Annotated in this window: 39 protein-coding genes; 38 read left to right on the plus strand and 1 reads right to left on the minus strand. The window is 68.9% G+C overall.

Annotation, left to right across the window (positions count from 1 at the left end; all coding sequences use genetic code 11):
- The first annotated feature begins 1 nt into the window (after window position 1).
- From CSC67_RS05960 to CSC67_RS06125, 34 genes are all read left to right on the plus strand, one after another.
- Window positions 2-313, plus strand: coding sequence for a restriction endonuclease subunit S domain-containing protein (locus tag CSC67_RS05960; protein WP_118993593.1), 312 nt, complete (start codon window positions 2-4; stop codon window positions 311-313).
- A complete protein-coding gene (locus tag CSC67_RS21305) occupies window positions 310-696 on the plus strand; it encodes a hypothetical protein (protein ID WP_167752775.1) in 387 nt (128 codons plus the stop codon). Before CSC67_RS05960 ends, CSC67_RS21305 begins: the two co-directional genes overlap by 4 nt.
- Before the next feature lie 28 nt (window positions 697-724).
- On the plus strand, window positions 725-1,348 hold the full coding sequence (locus CSC67_RS05970) for a DUF3164 family protein (RefSeq protein ID WP_118993594.1): 624 nt from the start codon (window positions 725-727) through the stop codon (window positions 1,346-1,348).
- 2 nt (window positions 1,349-1,350) lie between these two features.
- Window positions 1,351-2,031, plus strand: a complete 681-nt coding sequence (locus CSC67_RS05975) for a DUF7168 domain-containing protein (RefSeq protein ID WP_118993595.1) — start codon at window positions 1,351-1,353, stop codon at window positions 2,029-2,031.
- Window positions 2,032-2,033: 2 nt separating this feature from the next.
- Window positions 2,034-2,303, plus strand: a complete 270-nt coding sequence (locus CSC67_RS05980; RefSeq protein WP_118993596.1) for a hypothetical protein — start codon at window positions 2,034-2,036, stop codon at window positions 2,301-2,303.
- Between the two features lie 4 nt (window positions 2,304-2,307).
- Window positions 2,308-2,880, plus strand: a complete 573-nt coding sequence (locus tag CSC67_RS21520; protein WP_245220139.1) for a hypothetical protein — start codon at window positions 2,308-2,310, stop codon at window positions 2,878-2,880.
- Between the two features lie 105 nt (window positions 2,881-2,985).
- Window positions 2,986-3,588: a gp16 family protein gene (locus CSC67_RS05990; RefSeq protein ID WP_118993597.1), complete on the plus strand. Its 603-nt coding sequence runs from the start codon at window positions 2,986-2,988 to the stop codon at window positions 3,586-3,588.
- A complete protein-coding gene (locus CSC67_RS05995; RefSeq protein WP_118993598.1) occupies window positions 3,588-3,875 on the plus strand; it encodes a hypothetical protein in 288 nt (95 codons plus the stop codon). The genes CSC67_RS05990 and CSC67_RS05995 overlap by 1 nt, the downstream gene beginning before the upstream one ends.
- 14 nt (window positions 3,876-3,889) lie before the next feature.
- Window positions 3,890-4,354, plus strand: a complete 465-nt coding sequence (locus CSC67_RS06000; RefSeq protein ID WP_118993599.1) for a hypothetical protein — start codon at window positions 3,890-3,892, stop codon at window positions 4,352-4,354.
- Window positions 4,347-4,736 carry a hypothetical protein gene (locus CSC67_RS06005; RefSeq protein WP_060833196.1) on the plus strand — a complete coding sequence of 130 codons (390 nt, stop codon included), beginning with the start codon at window positions 4,347-4,349 and terminating at the stop codon, window positions 4,734-4,736. The genes CSC67_RS06000 and CSC67_RS06005 overlap by 8 nt, the downstream gene beginning before the upstream one ends.
- Window positions 4,729-5,154: a Mor transcription activator family protein gene (locus CSC67_RS06010; RefSeq protein WP_118993600.1), complete on the plus strand. Its 426-nt coding sequence runs from the start codon at window positions 4,729-4,731 to the stop codon at window positions 5,152-5,154. Before CSC67_RS06005 ends, CSC67_RS06010 begins: the two co-directional genes overlap by 8 nt.
- Before the next feature lie 105 nt (window positions 5,155-5,259).
- On the plus strand, window positions 5,260-5,577 hold the full coding sequence (locus tag CSC67_RS06015) for a putative holin (protein ID WP_118993601.1): 318 nt from the start codon (window positions 5,260-5,262) through the stop codon (window positions 5,575-5,577).
- Between the two features lies 1 nt (window position 5,578).
- Window positions 5,579-6,211: a transglycosylase SLT domain-containing protein gene (locus CSC67_RS06020; protein WP_118993602.1), complete on the plus strand. Its 633-nt coding sequence runs from the start codon at window positions 5,579-5,581 to the stop codon at window positions 6,209-6,211.
- The gene (locus CSC67_RS06025) at window positions 6,205-6,612 is read left to right on the plus strand and encodes a hypothetical protein (RefSeq protein WP_135227430.1); all 408 of its coding nucleotides are present in this window, start codon (window positions 6,205-6,207) and stop codon (window positions 6,610-6,612) included. The genes CSC67_RS06020 and CSC67_RS06025 overlap by 7 nt, the downstream gene beginning before the upstream one ends.
- Entirely contained in the window at window positions 6,609-6,917 is a 309-nt protein-coding gene (locus CSC67_RS21310; RefSeq protein ID WP_118993604.1) for a hypothetical protein, read from the plus strand. The genes CSC67_RS06025 and CSC67_RS21310 overlap by 4 nt, the downstream gene beginning before the upstream one ends.
- Window positions 6,918-6,957: 40 nt before the next feature.
- The gene (locus tag CSC67_RS21735) at window positions 6,958-7,113 is read left to right on the plus strand and encodes a TraR/DksA C4-type zinc finger protein (RefSeq protein WP_118993605.1); all 156 of its coding nucleotides are present in this window, start codon (window positions 6,958-6,960) and stop codon (window positions 7,111-7,113) included.
- Complete coding sequence (locus CSC67_RS06040; protein WP_060833190.1) at window positions 7,113-7,454, plus strand: DUF2730 family protein; 342 nt, start codon at window positions 7,113-7,115, stop codon at window positions 7,452-7,454. Before CSC67_RS21735 ends, CSC67_RS06040 begins: the two co-directional genes overlap by 1 nt.
- A gap of 4 nt (window positions 7,455-7,458) precedes the next feature.
- On the plus strand, window positions 7,459-7,758 hold the full coding sequence (locus CSC67_RS06045) for a VpaChn25_0724 family phage protein (protein ID WP_060833189.1): 300 nt from the start codon (window positions 7,459-7,461) through the stop codon (window positions 7,756-7,758).
- 1 nt (window position 7,759) lies between these two features.
- The gene (locus tag CSC67_RS06050) at window positions 7,760-8,308 is read left to right on the plus strand and encodes a DUF3486 family protein (protein WP_060833188.1); all 549 of its coding nucleotides are present in this window, start codon (window positions 7,760-7,762) and stop codon (window positions 8,306-8,308) included.
- 2 nt (window positions 8,309-8,310) lie between these two features.
- Window positions 8,311-10,026, plus strand: a complete 1,716-nt coding sequence (locus CSC67_RS06055) for a hypothetical protein (protein ID WP_118993606.1) — start codon at window positions 8,311-8,313, stop codon at window positions 10,024-10,026.
- Complete coding sequence (locus CSC67_RS06060) at window positions 10,027-11,499, plus strand: DUF935 domain-containing protein (RefSeq protein WP_118993607.1); 1,473 nt, start codon at window positions 10,027-10,029, stop codon at window positions 11,497-11,499.
- Window positions 11,500-12,294, plus strand: coding sequence for a phage head morphogenesis protein (locus CSC67_RS06065; RefSeq protein ID WP_118993608.1), 795 nt, complete (start codon window positions 11,500-11,502; stop codon window positions 12,292-12,294).
- 3 nt (window positions 12,295-12,297) lie between these two features.
- The gene (locus CSC67_RS06070) at window positions 12,298-12,810 is read left to right on the plus strand and encodes a phage virion morphogenesis protein (protein ID WP_060833184.1); all 513 of its coding nucleotides are present in this window, start codon (window positions 12,298-12,300) and stop codon (window positions 12,808-12,810) included.
- A 268-nt stretch (window positions 12,811-13,078) separates the two neighbouring features.
- On the plus strand, window positions 13,079-14,188 hold the full coding sequence (locus tag CSC67_RS06075) for a peptidase (RefSeq protein ID WP_118993609.1): 1,110 nt from the start codon (window positions 13,079-13,081) through the stop codon (window positions 14,186-14,188).
- Between the two features lie 4 nt (window positions 14,189-14,192).
- Window positions 14,193-14,555: a capsid cement protein gene (locus tag CSC67_RS06080; RefSeq protein WP_102776375.1), complete on the plus strand. Its 363-nt coding sequence runs from the start codon at window positions 14,193-14,195 to the stop codon at window positions 14,553-14,555.
- A gap of 24 nt (window positions 14,556-14,579) precedes the next feature.
- Window positions 14,580-15,515 (plus strand): major capsid protein, encoded by a 936-nt coding sequence (locus tag CSC67_RS06085; RefSeq protein ID WP_118993610.1) that lies wholly within the window; start codon window positions 14,580-14,582, stop codon window positions 15,513-15,515.
- Between the two features lie 62 nt (window positions 15,516-15,577).
- Entirely contained in the window at window positions 15,578-15,880 is a 303-nt protein-coding gene (locus CSC67_RS06090) for a hypothetical protein (RefSeq protein ID WP_118993611.1), read from the plus strand.
- A gap of 2 nt (window positions 15,881-15,882) precedes the next feature.
- Window positions 15,883-16,293 carry a gp436 family protein gene (locus CSC67_RS06095; RefSeq protein WP_118993612.1) on the plus strand — a complete coding sequence of 137 codons (411 nt, stop codon included), beginning with the start codon at window positions 15,883-15,885 and terminating at the stop codon, window positions 16,291-16,293.
- On the plus strand, window positions 16,294-16,854 hold the full coding sequence (locus CSC67_RS06100) for a DUF1834 family protein (RefSeq protein WP_118993613.1): 561 nt from the start codon (window positions 16,294-16,296) through the stop codon (window positions 16,852-16,854). It begins immediately after the preceding gene.
- A complete protein-coding gene (locus CSC67_RS06105; RefSeq protein ID WP_060833177.1) occupies window positions 16,851-17,066 on the plus strand; it encodes a DUF2635 domain-containing protein in 216 nt (71 codons plus the stop codon). Before CSC67_RS06100 ends, CSC67_RS06105 begins: the two co-directional genes overlap by 4 nt.
- A complete protein-coding gene (locus tag CSC67_RS06110) occupies window positions 17,066-18,553 on the plus strand; it encodes a phage tail sheath subtilisin-like domain-containing protein (protein WP_118993614.1) in 1,488 nt (495 codons plus the stop codon). The genes CSC67_RS06105 and CSC67_RS06110 overlap by 1 nt, the downstream gene beginning before the upstream one ends.
- Before the next feature lie 28 nt (window positions 18,554-18,581).
- Window positions 18,582-18,941, plus strand: coding sequence for a phage tail tube protein (locus tag CSC67_RS06115; RefSeq protein ID WP_060833175.1), 360 nt, complete (start codon window positions 18,582-18,584; stop codon window positions 18,939-18,941).
- Between the two features lie 3 nt (window positions 18,942-18,944).
- The gene (locus CSC67_RS06120; protein ID WP_060833174.1) at window positions 18,945-19,304 is read left to right on the plus strand and encodes a hypothetical protein; all 360 of its coding nucleotides are present in this window, start codon (window positions 18,945-18,947) and stop codon (window positions 19,302-19,304) included.
- A gap of 120 nt (window positions 19,305-19,424) precedes the next feature.
- On the plus strand, window positions 19,425-21,353 hold the full coding sequence (locus CSC67_RS06125) for a phage tail tape measure protein (protein ID WP_135227431.1): 1,929 nt from the start codon (window positions 19,425-19,427) through the stop codon (window positions 21,351-21,353).
- On the opposite strand, the gene CSC67_RS06130 is transcribed toward CSC67_RS06125, so the two are convergent.
- Entirely contained in the window at window positions 21,350-22,072 is a 723-nt protein-coding gene (locus CSC67_RS06130; protein WP_118993616.1) for a hypothetical protein, read from the minus strand. The two genes, CSC67_RS06125 and CSC67_RS06130, sit on opposite strands and share 4 nt — an antisense overlap.
- Before the next feature lie 41 nt (window positions 22,073-22,113).
- On the opposite strand from CSC67_RS06130, the gene CSC67_RS06135 reads away from it, so the two are divergent.
- From CSC67_RS06135 to CSC67_RS06150, 4 genes are read left to right on the plus strand one after another with little or no spacing between them, the layout of a single operon-like run.
- The gene (locus tag CSC67_RS06135) at window positions 22,114-23,418 is read left to right on the plus strand and encodes a DNA circularization protein (protein ID WP_118993617.1); all 1,305 of its coding nucleotides are present in this window, start codon (window positions 22,114-22,116) and stop codon (window positions 23,416-23,418) included.
- Window positions 23,411-24,490 (plus strand): phage baseplate assembly protein, encoded by a 1,080-nt coding sequence (locus CSC67_RS06140; protein ID WP_135227432.1) that lies wholly within the window; start codon window positions 23,411-23,413, stop codon window positions 24,488-24,490. Before CSC67_RS06135 ends, CSC67_RS06140 begins: the two co-directional genes overlap by 8 nt.
- Window positions 24,487-25,053 carry a phage baseplate assembly protein V gene (locus CSC67_RS06145; RefSeq protein WP_118993619.1) on the plus strand — a complete coding sequence of 189 codons (567 nt, stop codon included), beginning with the start codon at window positions 24,487-24,489 and terminating at the stop codon, window positions 25,051-25,053. The genes CSC67_RS06140 and CSC67_RS06145 overlap by 4 nt, the downstream gene beginning before the upstream one ends.
- Window positions 25,053-25,496: a phage GP46 family protein gene (locus CSC67_RS06150; RefSeq protein ID WP_118993620.1), complete on the plus strand. Its 444-nt coding sequence runs from the start codon at window positions 25,053-25,055 to the stop codon at window positions 25,494-25,496. The genes CSC67_RS06145 and CSC67_RS06150 overlap by 1 nt, the downstream gene beginning before the upstream one ends.
- Window position 25,497: the final 1 nt, after the last annotated feature.

Below are 25,497 nucleotides of genomic sequence, written 5' to 3' on the forward strand. Positions count from 1 at the left end.
AATGATGTACAGCGACGCCTACCTGAATCACTACGCCGACCGCTACGTGGCCATGCACCTGAAGCGCCACGGCGTGACGCTGGAGCAGTACTTGGCCGACCCGGCCCGCTACGACCATCTGGAGTTCGAGCCGTTCCCGCTGCTGCCCGAACAGCGGCGCGTGCAGCAGCAGCTGGACGCCGAGGCCGCGCGAGCCGAGCAGGAGATCGAACACCTGCCCCGGCGCAACGGCGCGGCCATCGAAGTGCTGAACCACCGGCGGCACCATCGCCGCACCTTCCTGAGCTTCTTCACGCGCAAGGTGAAGGCATGAAAGGCCCGGCGATCCGCACCCGCAAGGCTTTCCTGAAGACGATGGCCATGTACGTCGAGGCGTGGGGCCGTCCGGCGATAGTCCGGGAGATCACCGCCTATCTGGAGCGCCACCGGGAGCCGGTCACTGCCGTGCGCCTGGCGCGCGACCTGGAGGCGCCGCTGCACCTGGTGCGCGCCACCCTGCTGCAGTTGGAGCAGGCCGGCCGGGTGGAGGTGGTGGCCTACACCGTGCCCGAGGGCCGCGCCTGGCGCCCCGTCGAGATCGGCATCTGCGAATGGTGCGGGCAGCTGGACCACCACCTGGTCGCGGGCGAGTGCCCTAGCTGCCGCCCCGGCGTGCAGGATGCGGCCCGCCCCGCGCACGCCCGGCGCATCTGCTGACAACCACAACCACATCCAAGGAGTAACCATGAGCACTACCGACACCACCATCCCCCCCGGCTACATGCGCAACGCGGCCGGCCACCTTGTCCCCGAGGACCAGGTGCGCGAGCACGACAAGATGCGCGACCAGGTCGCGCGCGAGCTGGCCGCCGAGGCCGAGGAACTGAACGCCAGGCTGCGCGCCTTCAAGAAGAAGGCCCTGGGCGACATCGCCGACCTGGTCAGCATCGCGGGCGACCGCTACGGCGTGAAGCTGGGCGGCGAGAAGGGCAACGTGACGGCCGCGACCTACGACGGCGCCTACAAGGTGCAGCGCAGCTACGCCGAGCGCGTGTGCTTTACCGAGGAGCTGGAAGCGGCAAAGGCCCTTATCAACCAATGCATCACGCGCTGGAGCGAGGGCGCCAACGCCAACATCCGCGTGCTGGTGGACCGGGCGTTCCGCACCGACAGCAAGGGCCAGATCAAGACGGCCGCCGTGCTGGAGCTGCTGCGCCTGGAAATCAAGGATGAGGACTGGCAGCGCGCGATGGAGGCGCTGAAGGACTCGATCCAGACCGCCGGCACGGCCGTGTACATCCGCGTCTACAAGCGCATCGGCGACGGCGACCAGTACCAGGCCGTCGCGCTGGATCTGGCGGCGGTGTGACCATGGACAAAGACAGCATCCTGCGCAAGATCCAGAAGTGCATGGCGCTGGCAGGCTCGGCCGAACCGGCCGAGGCCGCCGCCGCGCTGCGCCAGGCCCAGGCGCTCATGCGTGAACACGGCATATCCGACCTGGAGGTCACTGCCGCCAGCGTCCAGGAAATGCCCGTGCGGGCACGCGCCGACAACCCTACCATGCACGAATCGCTGACGGCCAGCATGGTCGCCGATGCCTTCGGCTGCCGCCTGATCTTCAGCAACGGCTTTGTTCATGGCCCGCGCTGGCTTCTGGTCGGTTGCTCGCCGAACGTGGACGTGGCGGCCTATGCCCTGCAGGTGCTACTGCGCCTGCTGTTCAAGGCGCGAAAGGACTACATCGCAGCCAAACTCAAGCGCTGCGGCCCTAAGAACAAGCGGGCGCGAGCCGATGCGTTCTGCATGGGCTGGGTACATGCGGCTTCCGGCGCCGTGTCGAACATGGAGCGCACCGACGAGCAGGACAAGGCCATCGAAGCGTTCATGTCCCTGAACCATCCCGACCTGGATAGCCTCAAGCCGCGTGAGCCGCGCGCAGCGCGTGGCGACACTTGGGCCGACCGTGCGGCCGGCCATCTTGCTGGCCAGGGCGTGCAACTTCACCAGGGCGTCGGCGCTGCTGCCGCGCCCCTCATGCTGGAGGGCTGACCATGGCGACTCGCAAATCCCCCCAGCCCTGCCTGGTCACCATCGGCCATATGCACCTGCTCATGCCAGCCGAGCAAGGCATGGCCATGCTGAAGTTGCTGCAGCATGTGGTCGAGTGCGCGCGGGAATCCTACAGCTGGCCGGAGCGCTTTCAGGCCGGCGCCGCGCCGCGTGTCGAGTTCAAGCTGCTGGACCCTTCGCAGATCGACCTGGTGCCCGAGCGCGCCGCGCCGGTCAGCCGCACGCGCAAAAACCTACTTCTGGAGGGTTGAACACATGAACGGTCAAATCCAACGCATCCGCGATGCCCTGCACGCCTACTCGGTGCCGGGCAGTCCGGTCAGCAAGGCCGACTGCCTGGCCGAGATCCAGCGCATTGCCGACGAGCACCACGTGGACCTGCACACCGACGACGTGGCGGTCGATGTCTTCGCGTCCGCCATGAAGCAGAAGCTGGCGGCGGCGCGCGCCCAAGGACGCGGCGGCTGGGAGCAATGCGATCCGGCCGTCCTGTCGCAGATGCTGCGCGCGCACGTCGAGAAAGGCGACCCGCGCGACGTGGCCAATTTCTGCTGCTTCCTGTGGGTGCTGGGGCATCCCATCACTGGCGCGCCATCCGGCGCGGTCCAGCGCGCCCATGAGAACGGCTACGCCGAGGGCCTAGCCGCCCATCACGACCACGACGTGCGCGACGCGGCGCTGGAGGATGCGGCGCTGGTGGCTGACAAGAAGGCCCACATCGGCGTCATGCGCAGCCTGGAAGCCACCTACAAGGCCGACGCGGCCCGCGAGATCGCCGAGGGCATCCGCGCACTCAAGGCCGCCGCCCTGGTGGCTCGGGAGGGTTGAAATGGATGATCGACAGTGGGGCTTCTTTAGCTGCGGCCTGCTTCTTGGTTTCGTTGCGGGCGTGGCGACCGTCATTCTTTTCTTCTGGGCCATGTTGGAGCCGCTATGACCGCGAGCAAGGCAACGAAACCCGGCTGCGCCCGCTGCCGCGCCGAGCTGGCCAAGATCCACATGGCCGCCAAGGCGCTGGGCATGGACACGACCGACCCGAACCCGAACAGCGACTACCGGGCCATGCTGCGGCAGCACGGCGGCAAGACTTCGGCGGGCGAGCTGGACGCGGCCGGCCGCGCCCGCGTGCTGGACCATCTGCGCCGGGCCGGCGCCCAGGCCACGCCGCGCAAGCGCGTGGCGCAGCATCCCGGCACGCCGCACAACCTGGACCGCGAGGCCATGCTGCAGAAGATCGAGGCGTACCTGGCCGACATGAAGCTGCCCTGGTCCTACGCCGACACCATCGCCCGCCAGCAGACCGGCATCGAGCGCGTGGCCTGGCTGCGCAAGCAGGAGGATCTACGCGGCGTCATCGCGGCGCTGCATGTCGAGCAGGAAAAGCGCGGCCTGCTGGAGACGCTGGACGAGCGCCTGGCGACCCTGGGCATGACCCGCGAGGGGCTGGCCGAGCAGCGCACGCTGCGCGCCGGGTGGATGCGCCACCGGCCCACGCTGCGCCGCCTGATCGCGGACCTGGCCGGGGAGGCGCACTGATGCCTTGCTATACCGGCCTGACTTCCAACGGCGACAAGTTTTTCCTGTGCGGCGACCTTGGCCCGCACTGCGCGGCCGAGAAATGCGGCGATGTCGGCACGAACCTGTGCGACTACCCGGTCGGCGAGGGCCGCACCTGCGACCTGCCGCTGTGCGACAGCCACGCCTACGAAGTCGCCCCGAACGTCCACTACTGCCCCGGCCACCTGGTGCTGTGGCAGGCGTTTCGCGCCAGCGGCCGCGAGCAGCGCGAGCTGGAAAACGTCGTGCCGTTCAAGGGCCGATAAACAGGATTTAAACGATGGCCAACACTGACATCCGCTGCCCCTGCTGCCACGCCAGCTTCAGCCTGGAGCACATCGCCGAGGACGAGGCGCTGCGCGAACTGATGGCGCTGCTGGCCGACCTGCCGCGCGAGGTATCCCGGCCGCTGGTGGCCTACGTGGGGCTGTTCCGTGGCCCGTCCAGGGCGACGGCCTACGAGCGCCAGCTGCGCCTGGCGCGTGAAGTGCTGGCCATGCACCACGACACGCTGCTGGTCGGCGTGGCGCTGTCCGAGACGGTCGAGGCCATCCGGGCCAAGCGCGACACGGGCGAGGACACCCGGCCGCTGAAGAACCACAACTATCTCAAGCGCGTGGTCGAGTCGCAGCAGGCGCGCGGCGCCGGCGTCGTGCAGCCGCTGCGCGAGGCGACCGCCCCGGCGCGCCCGGCCAGCAAGACGGCGGCCGCCCTGGCGGCGCTGGGCAGGAGGGGGCATGGCTGACCAGGCGAACGTGCCGGAGTGGTTCTATCGGTCAATCAGCACCGGCCTGGCCGCGCTGGTGGTCCTGCACCTGCCCGGCGCGCCCAGCCATGAGGTCATTTCCTACACCGAGGACGTGTGGGTGCGCGCGCTGTGGTCGGCCAATGTGGCCTGGCAGGAGGATCTGGACGCGCCGCGCCTGGCCGAGGCATTCCTGCGCCTGACGCGCCAGGTGGACCGCTGGCCTGCGCCGCGTGCGCTGCTGGAGCTGCTGCCGGCGCGCCCGGAGCCGATGAAGCTGGCCGCGCCCCAGGTGTCGCGCGCCGAGCGCGAGCAGAACAGCCGCCGGCTGCGCGAGCTGGTCGAGCGCCTGGCCAGCAAGAAGGCGGTGCGGCATGGCTGACCGCTACTGCATCGAGGCCGAGCTGCTGCCGCAATCGCTGGCCGAGGTCATCGACGCGGTCGGCATGGCGCCGGCCATGGCGCTGGTCGAGCGCGCCGGCGGCACGCGCGTGTACGTGCCCGAGCGCATCGACGGCGAGCACCCGCTGGCGCAATGGATGGGGCTGGATGCGGCGCAGGCCCTGGTCGAGCGCTTCGGCACCGATACGCTGGACGTGCCCCGCTGCCTGGCCGGCATGCGCGTGGTGCGCGACCGCCGCATCCGCGCCGAGCGCCGGGCCGGCGCATCCATCCGCGAGCTGGCGCTGCGCTACCGCCTGACCATGCGCCAGGTCTACACCATCCTGGCCAACGGCGACCAGGACGATGCCGGCGCCGCGCAGGACTCGGCCGACGTGTCGCAATTCTGGCTGTTCTAGACGTTTTCGTCGGTACGCGCTACCCTGTCGCCTGCCTGCCTTAGTGCTGCATGGGTGAACCGCTTCACCTAATCCGCAGCCGCCCATCCCCGCACACTGCGGGGCATGAAAAAACATACCTTCTTCGACCGATTGCGCCTGTGGCCCTGGCTGCTGGGCGCCCTGCTGACCACCACCGTGGTGGGCGTCTTCGCGCCGCACCAACTGGGCGTGCTGATCTGGAGCCTGTCCAAGCTGTGCCTGGGCGCGTACCTGGGCTACTGGATCGACCGAGGCATCTTCTGTTATGCCCGCCCCGGCGCGGTGGTCGAGGCTGCCAAGCAAGGCGGCGACGGCGTCGCCTGGACCGTGGCCTGCTGGTGCATGATGCGTCGGGCCGCCATCATCGCGGCCGCCGTGCTGGCGCTGGGCCTGGGGGTCTAGCGTGGCGCGCCCGCACCTGTTCGCCCGCCTGGCGGCCCTGGTGCTGCCCCTGCTGCTGTTTTCCTGCGGCGGGCCGGTGTACGCGCAGACCATCCCGGCCGCCGCCGACGGCTACAAGCGCGAGCTGACCCGCATCGTGCAACAGGAGTGGGGGCTGGACGCGCCGGTGTCCGTCCATGCCGCACAGATCCACCAGGAAAGCGCCTGGCGCCCTGGCGTATCCAGCGGCGCCGGCGCGCAAGGGCTGGCGCAGTTTATGCCCGACACGTCCGCCTGGATCGCATCCATCTATCCCGACCTGGGCGAGGCCGCGCCGTATTCGCCCGGCTGGGCCATGCGTGCGCAGGCCCGCTACAACCGCTGGCACTGGCAGCGCATCGACGCGGCCGACGTGTGCCAGCACTGGGCCATGACGCTGTCGGCCTACAACGGCGGGCTGGGCTGGCTACAGCGCGACCAGCGCCTGACGCGCCAGGCTGGCGGTGACGCCCGCGTCTGGTTCGGCCAGGTCGAACTGCACACCGCGCGCGCGGCCTGGGCCGAGCGCGAGAACCGGCAATACGTGCGCCGCATCCTGTTGCAGCTGGAACCGATCTACCGCACCGCCGGATGGCAAGGGGCGCGCCCATGCTGAAGGCCATCACCGCCGGCCTGCGCTGGCTGCTGGGCAATACGACGGTCCTGGCCCTGCTGGCGCTGGCCGCCCTGTGGGCGTGGCACCAGTGGCAGGTCGGCGACCTGGAGGATGCGGTGCAGCGGGCCGAGTCGAACGCGACGGCCGCGCAGGCCGAGGCCGACCGGGTGCGCGGCGAGCGCGACCAGTGGCGCGGCACGGCCGAGCAGCGCGGCCGCGACCTGGCCGCCCTGGCCGACGAGCGCCGCCAGGCCGAGGCCGCCACCGTCGCGCTGCAAGACAAGCTGGCCAGGCGCGAGGACGCCTACCGCGCCCTGCGCGAATCCATCCGGGCCGCGCCTGACGCCGACGACGGCGCCGTGGCGCCGGTGCTGCGCCGGACCATCGAGGCGCTGCCGTGATCGCGCGCCTGGTGGTCCTGGCGAGTGTGGCGGCCGGGCTGGCGGGCTGTGCGGTCGCACCGGCGCCGACGATGCCGCCGGCCGATCCGGCGCCGGTGCTGTGCGCGACGCCGGCCGGGCAGACCGAGCCGGAGACCGAGCCGGACAGGCCGGCCGGCACGTACGGCCAGCGCGCCGTGGCGGCGTACATCGAGCAACTGCACCGCTGGGGCACCCGTGGCTGGGAAAAGGTCGCGGCCGTGCGGGCCTGGAGTATGGACTGTGTGGACAGAGCAGCAGTACGAGCTGGCGGCCCGGCTCGCTGAAGAAGAACGCGCGGCGTCGCTGGAAGCGCTACGCACCCGGATGCGCCAGGACGCGCCCGGCTCGGTGGATGGCAACTGCCTGGATTGTGGCGATGTCATCGAACCGGCACGCCTGGCGGTGCTGCCTGGCGCGGTGCGGTGTGTGGGTTGCCAGGTCGCCCATGAGAAACGGCAGGCACAACATGCGAGGTATTGATGGAAGGGGTTGATTGGGGCGCGGCGCGCCTGTTCTGGGACGTGCTGCAGACGGGCATTACGGCGGCCATCGCGGTGTACGTCTGGTGGACCGGGCGCAGCCGCGCCACCACGGACGCTATCGACCGGGTCGATGACCGGGTCACGCAAGTGCAGCAGCGCCTGGACCGCGTCGAGCACACGCTGGAGAGCAGGCCCGGCTATGCCGACCTGGACGCGCTGCGCGCCGAGGTGGCGCAGACCAACCGCAAGCTGGCCGAAGTGTCGGCGCAGCTGGTGGGCACGACCAACCTGCTGAATCGCCTGCACGACTACCTGCTGCAGGAGCGAAGGGAGAAGTAAGACGATGAGCTATCAGGACTTTGAAACCGAGGGTCGCCGGCTGGCGATCTTGCGCATTCTGTCGCGGCGCAACGAGTACACGACCAACGAGTACAGCCTGAACGACGAACTGGTGGGCGCCTACGCGCACAACGTCAGCCGCGACCGCCTGCACGGCGATCTGGCCTGGCTACAGGAGCAGGGCCTGGTCATCGTGCAGCAGCCGCGCGCGGGCTGGATCGTCACGCTGACCGTGCGCGGCGGCGATGCGGCCGCCGGCCGGGCCACCGTCCCCGGCGTGGCGCGGCCGCGCCCGGGGGTGTGACATGCCCAAGCGCAGCAAGGTCTATGACCTACCGCCCGAGGTCCGCGACGAGCTGAACCAGCGCCTGGTCGGCAACGGATTCCAGGGCTACGAGGGCCTGGCCGCCTGGCTGGCCGAGCGGGGCTTTCAGGTGTCGCGCTCGGCCATGCAGCGATACGGGCAGGATCTGCAGCAGGAGTTCGAGCTGGCTATGGGCGACGTGCGCCGCACCACCGAAATGGCGCGCGCGTTCACCGAGGACGACGACGACAGCCGGGGGTCGCTGGTCGATGCCACCGCGCGCATCGTCCAGGAGCAGCTGCTGCGCATCACCATCGCCCTGCGCAACGCCGAGCACGAACCGGACAAGGCGGCCAAGTACATGGCCACCGTCACGCACGCCCTGGCCGACATCGGCCGCATGAGCCTGGGGCAAAAGAAATGGGCGCGCGAGGTTCGCCGCGAGGCCCTGGAGGCGGCCGCGCAGCGCGTCGAGGATGCGGCCGTGGCCAAGGGCCTAAACGCCGAGGACGCCAAGTTCTGGCGTGAACAAGTCTTGATGGGTATGTAGCGATGGCAGAAAACACCCTGGCCCCGCTGCCCGATACCCAGCGCATCGTCGAGTGGGACGAGCTGCCCGAGGCCGTGCGCAGCATCCCGGCCGACTTCAATCCGATGGCCGAGGGCGTGCTCATGGCGCATCAATCGGCCTGGATTCGGATGCAGCAGGATCTGGACATCGCCGTGTGCGAGAAGGGCCGGCGCACCGGCATCACCTTCGCCCAGGCCCTGACCGACACCATCACGGCGGCCACGGCCAAGGAGGCCGGCGGGGCGAACATCTGGTACATGGCCGACACCCGCGAGAAGGGCCTGGAGTACATCGGCTACGTGGGCAAGTTCGCGCAGATCGTGGCGCGCGGCCAGGCCAGCCGCATCGAGATGCACATCTTCGAGGACCAGCTGCCGGACGGCGGCAGCCGCCAGATCCAGGCGTTCCGCGTGCGCTTTGCCAGCGGCTTTCGCGTCACGGCCCTGTCGTCGCGGCCCGAGAACATCCACGGCCTACAGGGCTTCGTCAACATCGACGAGGCCGCCCTGCACAAGAACGTGGCGCACGTCCTGGAGTCGGCCACGGCCCTGCTGATCTGGGGCGGGCGCATCCGCGTGTGGTCCACGCACCGGGGCAAGAAAAACGCCTTCAACGAGCTGGTAAGCGACGTTCGCGCCGGCCGCTACGGCAAGAAGGCCGGCGTGATCCGCATCGGCTTTGATGACGCCGTCGGCAACGGCCTGTACGAGCGTGTTTGCTTCATGGCTGGCCGGCCGGCCACGCCCGAGGGCAAGCGCGACTGGTACGAGAGCATCCGCGCGGCTTACGGCCCGCGCAAGGCGGCCATGCGCGAGGAACTGGACGTGATCCCGCGCGACGGCCAGGGCACGGCCATCCCGACCGTGTGGCTGGAGCGGGCCATGCCCGAGGTCCGGCCGGTGCTGCGCCTGGTGTTCGATGACGACTTCCCCCGGCGCTCGGAGGCCGAGCGCGAGGCGTGGTGCGAGAAGTGGATGGCGGCCCACCTGGCGCCGGTGCTGGATGCCGCCATGGAAGGCTTCGCCGGGCGCTGGGCGGTCGGCATGGACTTCGCGCGACATCGGCACTTTTCCATCATCAAGCCGGCGCGCATCACCACCGAGCTGGCGCGCGACGTGCCGTTCCTGGTCGAGCTGGCCAACGCGCCTACCAGGCAGCAGGAGCAAATCCTGTGGTTCCTGCTGGACCGGCTGCAGCGGTGGACGTTCGCCGGGGACAGCACCGGCCCTGGCCAGACGCTGATGGAGTACACCGGCGACCGCTACGGGCGGGCCGAACTGAACGAGGACACGGGCACCTACTACGGCGGGCCGGTGCATGAGGTAGTGCTGTCGCGCGCCTGGTACGGCCAATGGATGAGCAAGTACATCGGCCTGTTCGAGGACGGCTTCATTGCCCTGCCGCGCGACGCATCGCTGGAGGATGACCACCGCGCCGTCGAGTACATCGACGGCATCCCGATGGTGCCCAAGATCGAGCGCAAGGATCTGAAAGATGCCGACCTGGTGCGCCACGGCGACGGGGCCATCGCGGGCGCGCTGATGAACTTCGCCGCAACCAATCCCGCCGACCGGGAAATCGACTTTATGAGCACTGGCGTCAAGCGCAACAGCTACGCCGTGGAGGCCGACGTGGGGCGCATCACGGATACCGGCTGGGGCACCGTCAGCGGCTCGCTGGATATGGGAGGGTTCTAGATGGCGACCGAGAACGAGAAGCCGGACAACGAAAAACCAATCATGCAGGAAGTGGCCACCACGATGGATGGCCGCGACATCACGCGCGGGTTTGTCTCGCCCCTGCAGCTGCTGCAGCCGTCCGACACCGTGCTGCGCAGTCGGGGCAATAGCGACCTGCGCCTGTACGAGGAGCTGCTGCGCGATGACCAGGTCAAGGCCACTTGGCAGCAGCGTCAGCTGGCGGTCATATCGGCCGATTGGGACGTGCAGCCGGGCGGCACCGGCGCGCAGGACCAGGCCGCCGCCGACTTCCTGCGCGAGCAGCTGGACAACATCAAGTTCGACCAGACCACCATGGGCATGCATTACGGCGTGTTCTACGGCTACGCCGTGGGCGAGTGCATGTACGGCCGCGATGGCCGGCATGTGACGCTGGAGGCCATCAAGGTGCGCAACCGCCGGCGCTTTCGCTTCGACGGTGCCGGTCGGCTGCGCATGCTCACGGCCAACAAACCCGACGGCGAGCTGCTGCCGGGGCGCAAGTTCTGGACGTTTGCCACCGGGGCCGACCACGACGACGAACCCTATGGCCAGGGCCTGGGCCATTGGCTGTACTGGCCGGTGTTCTTCAAGCGCAACGGGCTGCGGCTGTGGCTGGTGTTCCTGGACAAGTTCGGCCAGCCCACCGCCAAGGGGCACTATCCCGGCTCGGCCACCCAGCAGCAAAAGGACCGGCTGCTACAGGCCCTACAGGCCGTGCATAGCGACTCGGGCGTGGCGCTGCCCGATGGCATGGACATCGAACTTATCGAGGCGGCCAGGTCGGGCACGGCGGACTACACCGAGCTGTACGACCGCATGGACCGGGCCATCGCCAAGGTGACCCTGGGCCATACCGGGTCCAGCGAGAGCGCGCCGGGCCGGCTGGGCGGCGAGGATATGGCCGGCGACGTGCGCGACGACATCACCAAGGCCGACGCCGACGTACTGTGCGAATCATTCAACGCGGGCGTCGCGCGCTGGCTGACCGAGTGGAACTATCCCGGCGCGGCCGCGCCGCGCGTGTGGCGCAAGATGGAGCAGCCCGAGGATCTGAACCGCCTGTCCGAGCGCGACGAGCGCGTGTCCCGCCTGGGCTACCGCCCGACCCTGCGCTACGTCCAGGACCACTACGGCGAGGACTGGGAAGTGGACAACCGCCCGCCGCCGGCGGCCGCATCGCCCTTTGGCTTTGCCGAGGGCGACGACAGCGTGCGGCTGCGCGCCGACACCATGACCGACCGCCTGGAGCGCGAGGCCGAGCCGGCGATGGCCGCGCTGATGGAGCCGGTGCGCCGCCTGGTGGCCAACGCCGGCAGCTTGCAAGAGATCCGCGACGGCCTGTACAGCCTGTACGCCGACATGCCCAGCGAGCAGCTGGCCGTGGTCATGCGCCGGGCCATTGCGGCGGCCGCCCTGGCCGGACGGGCCGATGTGGCCGAGGGGGAGTAAATGGCCGTCCAGTACCGCGACCTGCCGTTCCGGGAGGCCATCGCCTTCTTTCGCAACAAGATCAACCTGCCCAGCGGACGCTGGACGGACGTGTGGAAGGATGCCCACGACACCGCGTTCATGGTGGCGGGCGCGGCCAAGGCGGACTTGCTCAAGGATCTGCGCGCGGCCGTGGACGAGGCAATCAGCCAGGGCACGACGCTGGCCAGGTTCCGGGAGCGGTTCGACGAGACGGTGGCCAAGACCGGCTGGGACTATCGCGGCGGGCGCGGCTGGCGCACGCGCGTCATCTACGAGACCAACCTGCGCAGCGCCTACGCGGCCGGTCGCCACGCCCAGCTGACCGACCCGGACCTGCTGCGGGTGCGGCCGTACTGGCGCTACCTGCACGGCGGCAGCAAAGATCCCCGGCCCGAGCATCTGGCCTGGGATGGCATGGTGCTGCGCGCCGATGACCCCTGGTGGAACGAGCACTACCCACCCAACGGCTGGGGGTGCAGCTGCAAGGTGGTGGCCGTGGGCGATGCGGACCTGCGGCGACTGGGCAAGGCCGGGCCGGATACGGCCCCGCCGGTGCGGCGCACGCCCTGGCAAGACCCGACTGGCGCGCGCCAGGAGCAGGTGCCCGAGGGTGTCGATCCGGGCTGGAACTATGCGCCTGGCCGCACCGTGGCGCAGCGCACCCGCGAGACGGTCGAGCGCAAGCGCGCCGGCCTGCCCGAGATCCTGGCCGATGCCATGATGACCGAGATCCTGGCCGCCCTGCGCCGGCGCCCGGGCGACCTGGAGGACTAGACGATGGCAGGCATCCAGCTGGAGGTGGACATCCGTGACCAGGTGGTCGGCGACGTGCTGGAGCGCATCGTGCGCAACATGGGCAGCACCCGCCCGGCCCTGTTCGACATCGGCGAGCACCTGCAGGGATCGGTCGAGGAGCGCTTCCGGTCGGAGACCGACCCGGCGGGCAACCCCTGGGAGCCGCTGACGGCCTTCACGCTGGCCAACAAGCGAAACGACCAGATCCTGACCGAGACGGGCGGCGCCGGCCTGCGCGGCTCCATCCACTACCAGGTCGGCGATGGCGTCCTGGAGCAAGGCACCAACAAGATATACGGCGCCATCCACCAGCTGGGCGGTATCATTCGGGCCAAGAACGGCGGGCGCCTGGCCATCGGCAATCCCAAGAAGGCGTTTGCCCTGGTCCAGCAGGTGGAAATCCCCGCGCGGCCGTACCTGGGCCTGTCCAAGGAAGACCGCCAGGTCATCGAGGAGATCCTGGTGCGCCACGCCTTGCCGCCCGAGGCCCGATAGCGGCCCCGGCCTGGGAGGCCCAAAACGGCCGTTCTGGGGCCTGGCATGCCCCGTTGCACCACCATCGACCCATTAAACGCGCCTGCGGGCTGTTAAACGGGTTTTAAACAGGTTGCCGACCGACCTGTCCGGTGGTTAGATATACGGGTGGCCGGCATTCGCCTGCGCCGCTCCCCCATCCCCCCCCAATCCGCCATCCGGTGAAGTGCTTCACCTGATGCGCCGGCGCGCGTCCCGAGATACTGGCTTCCACGAGTACGGAGGCCACATGCAGCGAATCGAAATCTTCCGGCCTGGCACGCATACCGCGATGTCGGGCGAAACCATCGGCTTCACCGAGGCGCAGCTGCGTGCGAGCGCTGCCGCCTACGACCCGGCCAAGCACGAAGCGCCCATCGTCGTGGGCCACCCGCGCCACGACGGCCCGGCCTACGGCTGGGTCAAGTCCCTGAGCTATGGCGAATCCCTGGAGGCCGAACCCGACCAGGTCGAGCCGGCATTCGCCGAGCTGGTCGAGGCCGGCCGCTTCAAGAAGGTGTCCGCCGCCTTCTACCGGCCCGACTCCCCCAACAACCCCGTGCCCGGCGTGTTCTATCTGCGGCACGTCGGTTTCCTGGGCGCCCAGCCGCCGGCGGTCAAGGGGCTGCGCCAGGTCGAGTTCGCCGACGCCGACGCCGACGCCGGCGACGTGGTGGAACTGGAGTTCGGCGAAGTGCGCGCCGGCACCGTGCAGCGCCTGTTCCGGGCGCTGCGCGACTTCCTGATCGGCAAAGAGGGGCTGGAGGTTGCCGACCGGGTGCTGCCCGACTGGGCCGTCGAGGACATCGAGGCGGCGAAGCCCGGCCCGGCTTTTCGTGAATCCCCCAAATCAACCATTACCCAGGAGGTAACCGACGTGGACAAGCAGGAACTGGAACGCAAACAGAAGGAGATCGAGGACCGCGAGGCCGAGATCGCCAAGAAGGAAACGGCGTTCGCCGAGCGCGAGCGCCAGGAGCGCGCGGCCACCAGTGTGCAGCTGGTGGACAAGCTGGTGGCCGAGGGGCGCGTGCTGCCCCGGCACCGCGACGGCCTGGTGGCCTTCATGGCCAGCGACGAGGCCGAGCAGCCGCTGGAGTTCGGCGAAGGGGCGACCCGCACCAAGACCAGCGCCCGTGCCTTCCTGGAAGGCTTCCTGAAGGAGCTGCCGCAATCGGTGGACTACGCCGAGCGCGGCCGCGCCGAGGAGCTGCCCGAGGCGGGCGCCTTCCAGGCCCCCCAGGGCTACCAGGTGGACCCCGACAAGGCCCGCCTGCACCAGCAGGCCCTGGCCTATCAGGAGTCCCACAAGTGCGACTACGTGACGGCCGTGCGCGCCGTCCAGCGGAAAGGAGCGTAACGCCATGAGCCAGAAAACCCCCTTGCTGACCCTGACGGTGACCGCTGCCGGCGCCGTCGCCGCCTGCCGCTTCGTCGGGTTCGGCGGCGCCCAGGTGACCGCCGCCGGCGCCAAGGCCCTGGGCGTGTCCACCACGTCGGCCCTGGATGGCGACGACCTGGCCATCGACGTGATCGGCACCACCGTGATCGAGTCCGGCGGCGCCATCGACCTGGGCGATGACATCGTCAGCGACGCCCAGGGCCGCGCCATCGTGGCCACCGTGCCCGTGGAGGGCGAGGTCAGCACCGAGGCGGTGCTGGCCCAGGCGCTGGACGGGGCCAGCGGCGCCGGCGAGTTCGTCGAAGTGCTGCTGACCCGCCGCTAACCATCATTTAAGGAGCCGTCAAACATGAACATGAATACCCGCCAGGTCCGCGTGATCGACCCGATTCTGTCGAACGTGGCCCAGGGCTACACCCATCCCGAGCGTGTGGGCTTCACGCTGTTCCCCCGCGTGCCGGTCAAGCAGCGCGGCGGCCAGATCATCGAATTCGGCCGCGACAGCTTCAAGCGCTACACCACCCGCCGCGCGCCCGGCGCCAACACCAAGCGCGTGCAGTTCGGCTACGAGGGCAAGCCGTTCGCCCTGGTGCAGGACGCCCTGGAGGGCAAGGTGCCCTGGGAGCACATGCAGGACGCCGCCCAGGTGCCGGGCATCGACCTGGGCACCGAGGCCACCAACGAGGTCATGGAGATCCTGTCGCTGGCCCTGGAGATCGAACAGGCCGAGATCGCCACGAAGGCGGCCAACTACGGCGCCAACAACAAGGACACGCTGGCCGGCTCGGACGTGTGGAACGACCCGGATTCCGACCCGGCCAAGCAGATCCGCGAGTACCGCGAGGCGGTGCGCTCCATCGTGGGCCTGCGCCCCAACACCATGGTGGTGTCGGCGGCGGGCTTCAACGCCCTGGCCGAGCACCCGAAGATCCTGGAGCGCTTCAAGTACACGTCCAGCGACTCGGTGACCAAGGAGATGCTGGCCAAGCTGTTCAACCTGCGCACGCTGGAAGTGGGTGAGGCCGTCTACATGAACGAGGGCAGCGACCAGATGGTGGACGTGTGGGGCAACGTCGCGGTGCTGGCCTTCGTGCCCGCCCAGGTCAGTTCGGCCCGCACGCCGTCGTTCGGCTACACGTACACGCTCGAAGGCCACCCGCTGGTCGAGGAGCCGTACAACGAGCGCAACAGCAAGAGCTGGATCTACCCGGTCACCTACGAGCGTAGCCCGGTGCTGTCCGGCATCGAGTCCGGCTTCCTGATCCAGGGCGTCACCAGCGCGTAACCGGCCGCCCTGGCCACACGGCCCGCCTGCGGGCGGGCCGCACTACTAGGAGGATGTGACCCATGAAGTTTCCACTACTGGAGCCGGTGCGCCGCAACGGCAAGCGCCTGAAAGCGGGCGGCGAGATCGAGCTGGACGAGAAGGCCGACCAGGCCGAGATCATGCGCCTGTCCCTGCTGGGCGTGATCCGCGACACGCGCCCGACCGTGCCGGCCGAGCCGCCCAAGACGCCGGAAGGCGGCGGCGATGCCGGCGGACAGGCGGGTGGCGCGGGCGGCACCCAGGGCGCGGGTCAAGGCGCTGGCCAGGTCGGTGGCCGTGGCAAGCCTGCCGCCAAGACGGCCAAGGCCGGCGGCCGGGGGTGAGCATGTACGCGAGCGTGGCCGACCTGGTCGAGCAATTCGGCGAGACCGAGATCGTGGAGCTGACGGACCGCGACCAGGCCGGCGAGATCGACACGGCCGTGGCCGAGCGTGCGCTGGAGGATGCCAGCGCTGAGATCGACGGCTACCTGGCCGCGCGCTATCGCCTGCCAATCAGCGAGCCGCTGCGCCTGCTGACGTTGCTGGCCACCGACATCGCACGCTATCGGCTACAGCGTGGCGTGGCCACCGACCAGGCGCGCCAGCGGTACGAGGACGCGGTGGCCATGCTCAAGCGCATCCAGTCCGGCCAGATGAACATGCCGCTGGCCACCCGGCCGCCGGCGGTGGCCGAGCCGATGGTGGTGCGCTCGGGCGGCCGCGTGTTCGATGACGACGCGCTCAAGGGGTGGTGAATGCTGGCCGAAGCCGAAGACTCCATCGTCGAATCCGTGCAGCAGGCGCTGGGCAAGGCCGTGCGCACGGTCGAGACGCTGCCCGGACCGTGGGACCAGGACGCCCTGGCGCTGGCGTTTCGCAGCATGCCGGGCGTGTGGGTGTACTTCGACGGCGGCACGCCTGGCCGCACGCGCGGGCGCATCGTCGGGCGCTACCTGGTCTATGCGGTCACCAGCCACGCCAGCGGCGGACGTGAGCGCCAGCGCGGCAACAGCCGCCAGATTGGCGCCTACGAGATCGTCGAGCGCGTGGTGCCCACGCTGGACCAGCACAAGGCGGCCGACCTTGGCACGCTGCACTTCGAGGGTCTGCGGGTGCTGTCGCCGGCCACGGCCCAGCGCAAGGGGGTGGCCGTCTACGAAATGGCGTTCTCGCTGGAGATGGGTTTCCCGGCCGCGCGCGATGCGGGCGAGCTGGCCGACTTCGCCATCTACAGCGGCACGCACCAGGTGGGCGACGGCCCCAACACCGAGAGTTATCTACAACTGCCGACGGGCAACGAGGAGGTATCACCGTGACCAAGAAGTACGTCAAGCCGGCCCAGGACGGGCTGGTGGTGCGCCGGCCGCTCGATGGCCAGCCGTTGCCCGCCGAGGGCGCCTGGGTGGACTGGAGTGGCTACTGGGCGCGCCGCAAAGCCGACGGCTCGATTGTCGAGATCGAGCCGCCCAAGAAACCGAAGGCCAAGCCTGCCAGCCAGGCCGGTGCCGCAGCAAAGGAGGCTGACTGATGGCTATCAGTTCCACCGTGTTCAACGAGATCCCGGCCGCGCTGCGCGTGCCGGGCTGGTACATCGAGTTCGACAACCGCCTGGCCGGCAATGCCGTGTTCCAGGGCAAGCTGCTGGTGTTCGGCCAGAAACTGCCGTCGGGCAGCCAGGCGCCGGGCACCCTGGTGCGCGTCACCAGCGAGCAGCAAGGCGACGATCTGTTCGGCCGCGGTTCGATGCTGGCCGAGATGTTCCGCGCCATCAAGAAGGTGGACCTGTACACCGAGACCTGGGCCATCGCCCTGGAAGATGCTCCGGTGTCCGTGGCCGCTGCCGGTGAAATCGAAGTGACCGACGGGCCGACCGAGACCCGGCCGCTGGCGCTGTACATCGCCGGCTACCGTGTATGGGTGCCCATCACCGGCGGCGACACGCCGCAGGAAGTGGCCCAGGCCATCGTGACGGCGGTCGGTGACGATGACCGCGTGCCGGTGACGGCAGCCATCGACGAGGACACGCCCAGCAAGGTGGTGCTGACCTGCCGCTGGAAGGGCGAGACCGGCAACGACATCGACCTGCGCGACAGCGTCAAGGGCGAAGGCAAGCCGGCCGGCCTGGAGCTGACCTACACCGCGTTTTCGGGCGGGGCGGTCAATCCCGAGCTGGACGACGCCATCGCCGCCATGGGCGCCGAATGGTGGAACTGGATCTGCCTGCCCTACACCGACCAGACCAGCCTGGAGACGATCGAGGCCGAGCTGTCCGACCGCTACGGCCCCATGCGCCAGATCGGCGGGCGGGCGTTTGCCGCCTTCCGAGGCAATCATTCGGACACGGCCACCAAGGGCAACAGCCGCAACAGCCCGCACGTCACCATCATGGGCACCAACCTGGCCGTGTCGCCGACCTGGCTGTGGGCGGCCACCGACGCCATCGTCGCGGCCGGATCGCTGGCCATCGACCCGGCGCGGCCGCTGCAGCGCCTGGCGCTGCCCGGCCTGATCGGCCCGGCCGAGCATGTGCGCTGGCGCGACGACGAGCGCAACCTGCTGCTGTACGACGGCATCGCCACCTACACGGTGGCCACCGACGGCACGGTGCAGATCGAGCGTCAGATCACGACCTACCAGGAGAACAGCGCCGGTATCGCCGACGACAGCTACCTGGACATCAACACGCCCGAAACGCTGGAGCGCATCCGCTTCGAGCAGATCAGCCTGTTCGCGCAGAAGTACCCGCGCCACAAGCTGGCCGCCGACGAGGACCGCGACTTCTACGACCCGAGCCAACCCATCATGACGCCCAAGGTTGCAATCAGCGAGCTGTTGAGCCTGTACCGCCTGACCTTCATGGGCGAGCGTGGCTGGACGCGCGACTACGCGGGCTACGCCGAGAGCATCCGGGCCAACATCGACCCGGACGATCCCAACCGGCTGAACGTCATGGACTCGCCCATGCTGATCGGCCAGTACCGCGTCCATGCGCAGCAAACGCAGTTCCGTCGCTAACGGGGCCTTAAACGGAGGATAAACAACCATGAGCGGAGCAAAAATCACCGGGGTGGCCACCATTCGCGTCGATGGCCAGGAATTCCCCACCGAGCGCGGCGCGACGCTGAATCCCGGCGGCGTGAACCGCGCCACCAAGATGGCCGGGCGCCGGGTCTTCTACAACGAGGAGCCGGTGGCCCCGACCCTGACGGCCACGGTCCTGCATACGGAAGACCTGGACATCATCGAGCTGGGCAAGATCAACAACGCCACGGTCCTGTTCGAGTGCGACAACGGCCAGGACTACATGCTGACCGGCGCCTTCGTGACCGAGACCACCGAACTGAACAGCGGCGAGGGCCAGATCCGCTTCAACATGGCCGCCCGCACCTGCGAAAGGATCTAAGACATGGACCAAACCACCGAGCTGCCCGGCGGCGTGGAGCTGACCCCGGAAGAAGCCGCGCGCGTGCGATACACCGACGACGGCGTCATCGTCACGCTGCTGGAGCCGCTGACCTTCAAGCCCAGCAAGCTGGACGACGAGCGCACCATCACCGAGCTGGCCATGCCCAACAAGATCAAGGGCAAGCACCTGCAGGCGATGGACAAGGCCAGCGGCGAAATGGGCAAGACGCTGGCGCTGCTGGCCACCCTGGCCCGCATCCCGGTGGCCGCCGCCGGCGAGCTGGACTCGCGCGACATCGACGTGGCCATGAAGGCGGTAACGCCTTTTTTGCCCAAACTCCAGGCGACTGGCCGGTACTGATCCGGTCGGTGGCCGTGGCGTTCGGCGGATTCAGTCCCGCCGATTTGCTGCAGATGGATCTGGATGACCTGGTCTGGTGGTATCGCCAGGCCGAAGCACTTGCAGAGGAGCTAAAAGCCCGTGGCTAACATGGTGACCAGCATCGTCATGCGCCTGGTGGACCAGGTGACGCGCCCTGTGCGCGGCATCCAGCGCAGCCTGTCCGGCCTGGCGCAGCGCGCCGGCCTGGACCGGCTCGGACGAGCGGCCCGCCAGGTCGGCACGCAGATGGGGCACGCCATCAACCAGGCCAAGGCCCTGGGCAAGCAGGCGCTGGTCCTGGGCGGCCTGGCCGCCGGCGCGGCATGGGGCATCCATAGGCTGGTGTCCGGGGTGACCAGCGCCAGCGACGAAATCCGCCTATCCGCGCAGCGGCTGGGAGTGGGGACCACCGCGCTGCAGGAGTGGATGTATGTGGCGTCTCAATTTGGCGTCAGCAACGATTCGCTGGTGCGCGGCATGCGCACGCTGCAGGCCAATACCGACGAGTTCATCATGACGGCCAAGGGGCCGGCTGCCGACGCCTTCAAGCGGCTGGGCATCGACTACAAGCAGATTCGTGCCACCAAGGGCAATGCGGACGCACTCTATGCCCTGGTCTCGTCCAAGCTGCGTGACATCAACAACTACGCCGAGCGTCAGAACCTGGTCGATGCGCTGTTCGGTGGTTCTGGAAAAGAGCTGGCGGGGATGGTCGGGGCGTCTCAGGCTGAAATCGATGAAATGAAGCAGGCCGCCCATGACTTGGGGGCGGTGTTCTCGCCGGAACAGATCGCCGAGGGCAAGCGCTACAACGATGCGATTGATGACATGACCCGCCTGGTCAGCGGGTTGCGCATGACCATTGTGGGCGGTCTGCTGCCGGCGATCAACGATTGGCTGTCTCGGCTCGGCGACCTGGTCAAGGCCAACAAGGCCGCAATCGGCGTCCGGGTGCGCGAGTGGTTGATGCAAATCTGGCGCGCGCTGCAGCTGGTAGGCCGGGCGGTGTCCTGGGTTGCCGAGCGAGTCGGCGGATTCGGTAACTTGCTGGGCGGCGTGGCGGCGGTCATGGCCACCCGTTTGATTGTGTCAATCCTGCTTGTGGTGGCTTCGCTGCTGAAGCTTGGCTACACCGCTGTTGTTGTTGGTGCGCGTCTTACAGCCTCATTCCTTGGCGGACTTCTGTCCGTGTCTCGTGGCCTGGTCGGCCTGGCCGCCCGCGCGATACCGGCGGCCATCGCGGGCATCCGCGCACTATCGCTGGCCTTCCTGACCACGCCGGTGGGCTGGATCGTGACGGGCATCGCGGCCGTGGCCGGCGCGGTGTATCTGATCTATCGCAACTGGGACAGCATCGCCGCGTGGTTCGGACAGCTATGGCAAGGCATCAAGGCGTTCTTCGGGCGCGGCATCGGCGACATCGCTGGCGACCTGCTGGCGTTCTCGCCGGTCGGGCTGATCTACAACAACTGGAGCGCCATTACCGCCTGGTTCGGCAACCTGTGGCAAGGCGTGCGCGCCTTCTTCAGCCGCAGCATCGGCGAGATCGCCCAGGACCTGCTGGCCTTCAATCCGGCCGCGCTGCTGGCCAAGGGCATCGACGCCGTATTCGATCTGTTCGGCGCGCGGCCGTTGACCGAAATCGGCGGGCAGTGGGTGGGTGGCCTGTGGGACGGGATCAGCGCGCGCTGGGATCAGTTGACCGGGTGGCTGCGCGGCAAGGTGGCCGAGCTGACCAGCTGGATTCCGGCCTGGGCGCGCGACCGGCTGGGCATTGGTGGGCGCGCGCCTGGTGCGACGGCTGCGCCGGGCTTGCCGCCGCCGGCCCCGAGCGCGCCGCCGGTGGCGCTGGGTGCGCCGGTGGGCCGAGGGTCCGGCGCAATGGCCGCGCCGGTGGCCAGGGCTGACGTAGGCGGCGAACTGCGCATCGTGATCGACAGCCAGGGTCGGCCGCGCGTAACAGAAGCCCGCCGGAATGGCGGACTGGACTTTGAAGTGGACTCCGGTTCGCTGGGGATGGTGCCTTAATGCAACGGCGAGATTCTATCGAAACGAACGATGAATTCGGGATGCATGACCGAGCCTTGTTCGGTCACGCTTCCTTCGGCAATGAGGGAGCCGGAGAAGCTGACGGGCGTGCCCACATCAAGGCTTGCAACGGTGTCATACAACGGCGAACTTTGCGGGATCAGGGTTTTATGCTCGATGTCCGAAAGCGCATTGTTCCAGGTCTGAAACTTGACGGTGCTGCTGGAGCGTATGACCACAATGCCTTTGCCGTCGCCGTTGGTGGCCAGCTGTTCAATCGTGCCCGTCCAGTTCTGGACTTTTCCTTGCGGGGTGAACGGCCTGGAATCGACCTTTCTTTGCTGGGCGATCTTCGACTTCACCAGTTCGTTGGGTGCGGCTTCATACTCGCGCGCCGCTTTTTCCATCAAGGCCAAAAAGCCCTTTTGGGACTCAGGCATGCGCGTCGCAACAAGTTCGGCCGGACTAAGCTTTTTAGACTGAGCGGCCGGCGTAGGCGCGCTTTCCGCTGCGACCGTAGTGGCCGTGGGTTCGGCTTTCTTGGCGTCTGTGCTCACACCGAACCCAACGAAGCAAATCACCGCAATCCCGAGATAAAGGCCGAGCGCTTTAAATCGCGTTGCCGATTTGGCCCAAGGCATCGCGCGGCGTGGGCTGACGATGCCAACAGCCAGCGCAACAAGCGAGGCCAACAGCAGTATCAGAAAAATGGTTTCCATGGCTTTCTCCCCTCATTCCAAAGCGTAAGGGAGTGTAACGCATGACGTGGCGTGAGCGCATCGACCCCGAAATGCGCGGGGCATATCGCGGCGTGCCGTTCTATGTGGAGCGCGCCGACACCAAGGGCGGCCGGCGCTGGCTAATCCACGAATACCCGCGCCGCGACAAGCCCTATTCGGAAGACATGGGCCGCCGCGCCAAGGAGTGGCGCCTACAGCTGTTCGTCGCCGGCGACGACTACGACCGCGACCGCGACGCCCTGATCGAAGCGTTCGACACGCCGGGCGCGGCCACGCTGGAGCACCCGTACCTGGGCAGCGTCATGGCCGTGGCCAGCGATGTGGCCTGGAGCGAATCGACCGCCGAGGGCGGGGTCTGCACGTTCCAGGTGACCTTTTCCGAGGCGGGCGAGGAGTCCTACCCGGCCACGGCCATGGACACCCAGCGCGAGGTCGGCCTGGCCGCCGACATCTTCGAGGGGTCGATCCTGGACGACTTCGCCGACAAGTGGAGCGTCGATGGGCTGCTCGGCTGGTCGCTGGTGGCCGTCGAGCGGGATCTGACCGCCGTGGTGCGCGGCATCGAGGACGTGGTGGGCGGCATCGCCGACCAGGTCGCCGAGTTCATCCGCTTCCCCATGAACGTGGCCGGCATCGTGATCGGCGGATACAACCGCCTGAAAGGCGCCGTCATGCGCCCAATCAACGCCCTGGACCTGTACAGCGGCCGCAGCCTGGTGGGCCAGTCCGACGATGACGGCGGCGGCGCCAACGTCACGACGGGCCTGGCCGGCGACGCGGCGGCCGCCGGCATGGGCGCCCGCGTGCTGCTGTCGCCTGGCACGCCTGTGCGCGCCGCGCGGCTGCTGCGCGAGACGGCCGAAAGCGCCGCAGCGGTGCCGCCGCCGGCGGCCGACACGCCGGAGCGGCGCCAGCGTGCGCAGAACGCGGTCGCCGCCCGGCAACTGAACGGCCGCGCGGCCGCGCTGACGGCGGCCCGCCTGGTCGCCGAGACCGACTGGCCGAGCCGGCAGGAAGCGCAGGCCGCTGGCCAGGACACGCTGGCCCTGATCGACGCGCAGATGGCCACCGAGGAGCCGATTAGCGACGTGGTCTACGGCGCCCTGGTGGCCCTGCGTGCGGCTGTCACGGCCGACCTGCGCGCCCGCGCTGTGGCGCTGCCTGGCCTGACCACGTACACGCCCCAGGTGACGCTGCCGGCCCTGGTGGTGGCGCACCGCCTGTATGGCGACGCGCGCCGGGCCGACGAGATCGTCATCCGCAACGGCGTACCGCATCCGGGCGCCCTGCGCGGCGGCATCGAACTGGAGGTATTGAGTGAGTAACCGAGAACCCGTGGTTCTACAGCTGGGCAGCGAGCAGCATCAAGGCTGGCAGGAGGTCCGCATCCGCATGAGCCTGGAGCAGATCGCAGACTCGTTCGAGCTGACGCTGACCGAGCGCTGGTCCGACGCCGGCCAGGTCCGCCCGGTGACGCCTGGCCTGGCCTGCACCGTGCATGTCGGCGACGAGTTGGTGGTGACCGGCTATCTGGACGAAGTGCTGCCCGACTACGACGCCGAAAGCCACACCATCGCCGCCAGCGGCCGCAGCAAGCCGGCCGACCTGATCGACTGTAGCGGCGAGGACGTGCGCCTGGACGGCCTGACCCTGATGCAGATCGCCGAGAAGCTGGCCAAGCCCTACGGCATCGAGGTGATCGACACCGTGAAGGCCACCAAGCCGTTCGCCGACTTCGCGCTGGAGGATGGCCAGCCCATCGCCGAGGCGCTGGAGCGGGCCGCGCAGATCCGTGGCGCGCGCATCGTCAGCGATGCCCAGGGCCGCCTGGTGATCGTCCACGCCGTGCAGCGCGAGATCGCCACGCCTCTGGTGCTGGGCGGGAACATTCGCAAGGGCAGCGGCGTGTTCAGCGAGCGCGACCGCTTCAACGAGTACATCGTGGTCGGGCAGACGCCCGGCAGCGACACCTGGAGCGGCAGCCAGGCCGCCGGCCCCAAGAGCAAGGCATCCGACCCGCGTGTGCGCGCGCCGCGCAAGACGCTGATCGTGTGCGACACGCCAGCCGATGCGGCCGACTGCAAGGCCCGCGCCGAGCTGGAGGCGCGCATGCGCTGGGCCAAGAGCCGGGGCGTCACCTACACGGTGGGCGGCTGGCGCCACGAGCAAGGCGTATGGCGTCCCGGCGACCTGGTGCTGGTGCAGGACGCCTACCTGGGCCTGGACGAGCGCCTGCTGGTGTCCGACGTGCAACTGGTCGAGGGCGAAGGCGGCCGCACGGCCGAGCTGCGCGTGGCACCGCCGGCGGCCTTCGAGCCGGTGCCGGTGGCCGAGTCCGAGAAGAAGGCCAGCGGCAAGACTGCCACGAAGCCGTCGCCAGGCTGGGGGTGGGAATGACGGATCAACGTCGCATATTGCAGCGCGTGGTCGGCCCGGTATGGCGCCGCCTGCGCCTGCTGTTGAGCCGGGGCGTGCTGGTGCTGGTCGATGACGCCCTGAAGCTACAGCGCGTGCAGGTGACGCTGCTGGGCGATGCGCCGGCCTGGGCCGAGCGGTTCCAGCAGTACGGCTACACCAGCCACCCGTTGCCCGGCGCCGAGGCCATCGTGGCGTCGATTAGCGGCGCGCGCGCGCACCTGGTGGCCCTGTCGGTCGATGACCGGCGCTATCGCCTGGTCGGCCTGGCAGAGGGTGAAGTGGCGCTGTACGACGACCAGGGGCAAAGCGTGCATCTGACGCGCGCCGGCATCGTGATCGACGGCGCCGGCAAGCCGGTGACCATCACGAACGCGCCGAAGGTGCGCGCCGAGACCGAGCTGCTCGAATGCACCGGCGAGATCCGGGACCGCTGCGACTCGGGCGGGCGCGCCATGTCCGAGATGCGCGAGACCTACGACGGCCACGACCATCCGGGCGACTCGGGCGGCACGACCGGCAAACCGAACCAGGGGATGGGCTGATGGATCTGGCACTGCATTACGACCCCGCCGCCAAGGTGTTCGACCTGCTGCTGGACGGTGGCGACCTGGCCACGGACGATGGGCTGGTGACCGCCGTGGTGCTGTCGCTGTTCACGGACCGTCGGGCGCTACCCGAGGATCGGCTGCCCGATGGCGCCACCGACCGGCGCGGCTGGTGGGCCGATGTCTATAACCCGCGCCCGCACGGCTCGCGTCTGTGGTTGCTGTGCCGCGAGAAGGAGCTGGATTCGGTGCTGCGCCGCGCGCAGCAGTACGCCGAGGAGGCGCTGGCCTGGCTGGTCGAGGATGAGATCGCGCGCGCGGTCGAGGTCGAGGCCGTACACCTGCGGCGCGGCGTGCTGCAGCTGCTGATCGGCATCGTGCGCGGCGACGGCACCGTGCTGCAGCGGCAGTACGAGTACGTGTGGCAAAGCGCCGCATAAA

This window comes from Pusillimonas caeni (assembly GCF_003545815.1).
GTDB classification, from domain to species: domain Bacteria; phylum Pseudomonadota; class Gammaproteobacteria; order Burkholderiales; family Burkholderiaceae_B; genus Pusillimonas; species Pusillimonas caeni.

Coding starts and splice junctions, on each gene's coding strand:
- CSC67_RS06075 (WP_118993609.1), top strand. CDS start 13,079: ATGCAGCGAATCGAAATCTTCCGGCCTGGCACGCATACCGCGATGTCG.
- CSC67_RS06065 (WP_118993608.1), top strand. CDS start 11,500: ATGGCCGTCCAGTACCGCGACCTGCCGTTCCGGGAGGCCATCGCCTTC.
- CSC67_RS05970 (WP_118993594.1), top strand. CDS start 725: ATGAGCACTACCGACACCACCATCCCCCCCGGCTACATGCGCAACGCG.
- CSC67_RS06010 (WP_118993600.1), top strand. CDS start 4,729: ATGGCTGACCGCTACTGCATCGAGGCCGAGCTGCTGCCGCAATCGCTG.
- CSC67_RS05990 (WP_118993597.1), top strand. CDS start 2,986: ATGACCGCGAGCAAGGCAACGAAACCCGGCTGCGCCCGCTGCCGCGCC.
- CSC67_RS05980 (WP_118993596.1), top strand. CDS start 2,034: ATGGCGACTCGCAAATCCCCCCAGCCCTGCCTGGTCACCATCGGCCAT.
- CSC67_RS21735 (WP_118993605.1), top strand. CDS start 6,958: ATGCGCCAGGACGCGCCCGGCTCGGTGGATGGCAACTGCCTGGATTGT.
- CSC67_RS06135 (WP_118993617.1), top strand. CDS start 22,114: ATGACGTGGCGTGAGCGCATCGACCCCGAAATGCGCGGGGCATATCGC.
- CSC67_RS06015 (WP_118993601.1), top strand. CDS start 5,260: ATGAAAAAACATACCTTCTTCGACCGATTGCGCCTGTGGCCCTGGCTG.
- CSC67_RS05975 (WP_118993595.1), top strand. CDS start 1,351: ATGGACAAAGACAGCATCCTGCGCAAGATCCAGAAGTGCATGGCGCTG.
- CSC67_RS06060 (WP_118993607.1), top strand. CDS start 10,027: ATGGCGACCGAGAACGAGAAGCCGGACAACGAAAAACCAATCATGCAG.
- CSC67_RS21520 (WP_245220139.1), top strand. CDS start 2,308: ATGAACGGTCAAATCCAACGCATCCGCGATGCCCTGCACGCCTACTCG.
- CSC67_RS06050 (WP_060833188.1), top strand. CDS start 7,760: ATGCCCAAGCGCAGCAAGGTCTATGACCTACCGCCCGAGGTCCGCGAC.
- CSC67_RS06005 (WP_060833196.1), top strand. CDS start 4,347: ATGGCTGACCAGGCGAACGTGCCGGAGTGGTTCTATCGGTCAATCAGC.
- CSC67_RS06085 (WP_118993610.1), top strand. CDS start 14,580: ATGAACATGAATACCCGCCAGGTCCGCGTGATCGACCCGATTCTGTCG.
- CSC67_RS05995 (WP_118993598.1), top strand. CDS start 3,588: ATGCCTTGCTATACCGGCCTGACTTCCAACGGCGACAAGTTTTTCCTG.
- CSC67_RS06150 (WP_118993620.1), top strand. CDS start 25,053: ATGGATCTGGCACTGCATTACGACCCCGCCGCCAAGGTGTTCGACCTG.
- CSC67_RS21305 (WP_167752775.1), top strand. CDS start 310: ATGAAAGGCCCGGCGATCCGCACCCGCAAGGCTTTCCTGAAGACGATG.
- CSC67_RS06095 (WP_118993612.1), top strand. CDS start 15,883: ATGTACGCGAGCGTGGCCGACCTGGTCGAGCAATTCGGCGAGACCGAG.
- CSC67_RS06145 (WP_118993619.1), top strand. CDS start 24,487: ATGACGGATCAACGTCGCATATTGCAGCGCGTGGTCGGCCCGGTATGG.
- CSC67_RS06080 (WP_102776375.1), top strand. CDS start 14,193: ATGAGCCAGAAAACCCCCTTGCTGACCCTGACGGTGACCGCTGCCGGC.
- CSC67_RS06130 (WP_118993616.1), bottom strand. CDS start 22,072: ATGGAAACCATTTTTCTGATACTGCTGTTGGCCTCGCTTGTTGCGCTG.
- CSC67_RS06045 (WP_060833189.1), top strand. CDS start 7,459: ATGAGCTATCAGGACTTTGAAACCGAGGGTCGCCGGCTGGCGATCTTG.
- CSC67_RS06110 (WP_118993614.1), top strand. CDS start 17,066: ATGGCTATCAGTTCCACCGTGTTCAACGAGATCCCGGCCGCGCTGCGC.
- CSC67_RS06055 (WP_118993606.1), top strand. CDS start 8,311: ATGGCAGAAAACACCCTGGCCCCGCTGCCCGATACCCAGCGCATCGTC.
- CSC67_RS06090 (WP_118993611.1), top strand. CDS start 15,578: ATGAAGTTTCCACTACTGGAGCCGGTGCGCCGCAACGGCAAGCGCCTG.
- CSC67_RS06100 (WP_118993613.1), top strand. CDS start 16,294: ATGCTGGCCGAAGCCGAAGACTCCATCGTCGAATCCGTGCAGCAGGCG.
- CSC67_RS06120 (WP_060833174.1), top strand. CDS start 18,945: ATGGACCAAACCACCGAGCTGCCCGGCGGCGTGGAGCTGACCCCGGAA.
- CSC67_RS06115 (WP_060833175.1), top strand. CDS start 18,582: ATGAGCGGAGCAAAAATCACCGGGGTGGCCACCATTCGCGTCGATGGC.
- CSC67_RS05960 (WP_118993593.1), top strand. CDS start 2: ATGATGTACAGCGACGCCTACCTGAATCACTACGCCGACCGCTACGTG.
- CSC67_RS06000 (WP_118993599.1), top strand. CDS start 3,890: ATGGCCAACACTGACATCCGCTGCCCCTGCTGCCACGCCAGCTTCAGC.
- CSC67_RS06040 (WP_060833190.1), top strand. CDS start 7,113: ATGGAAGGGGTTGATTGGGGCGCGGCGCGCCTGTTCTGGGACGTGCTG.
- CSC67_RS06070 (WP_060833184.1), top strand. CDS start 12,298: ATGGCAGGCATCCAGCTGGAGGTGGACATCCGTGACCAGGTGGTCGGC.
- CSC67_RS06025 (WP_135227430.1), top strand. CDS start 6,205: ATGCTGAAGGCCATCACCGCCGGCCTGCGCTGGCTGCTGGGCAATACG.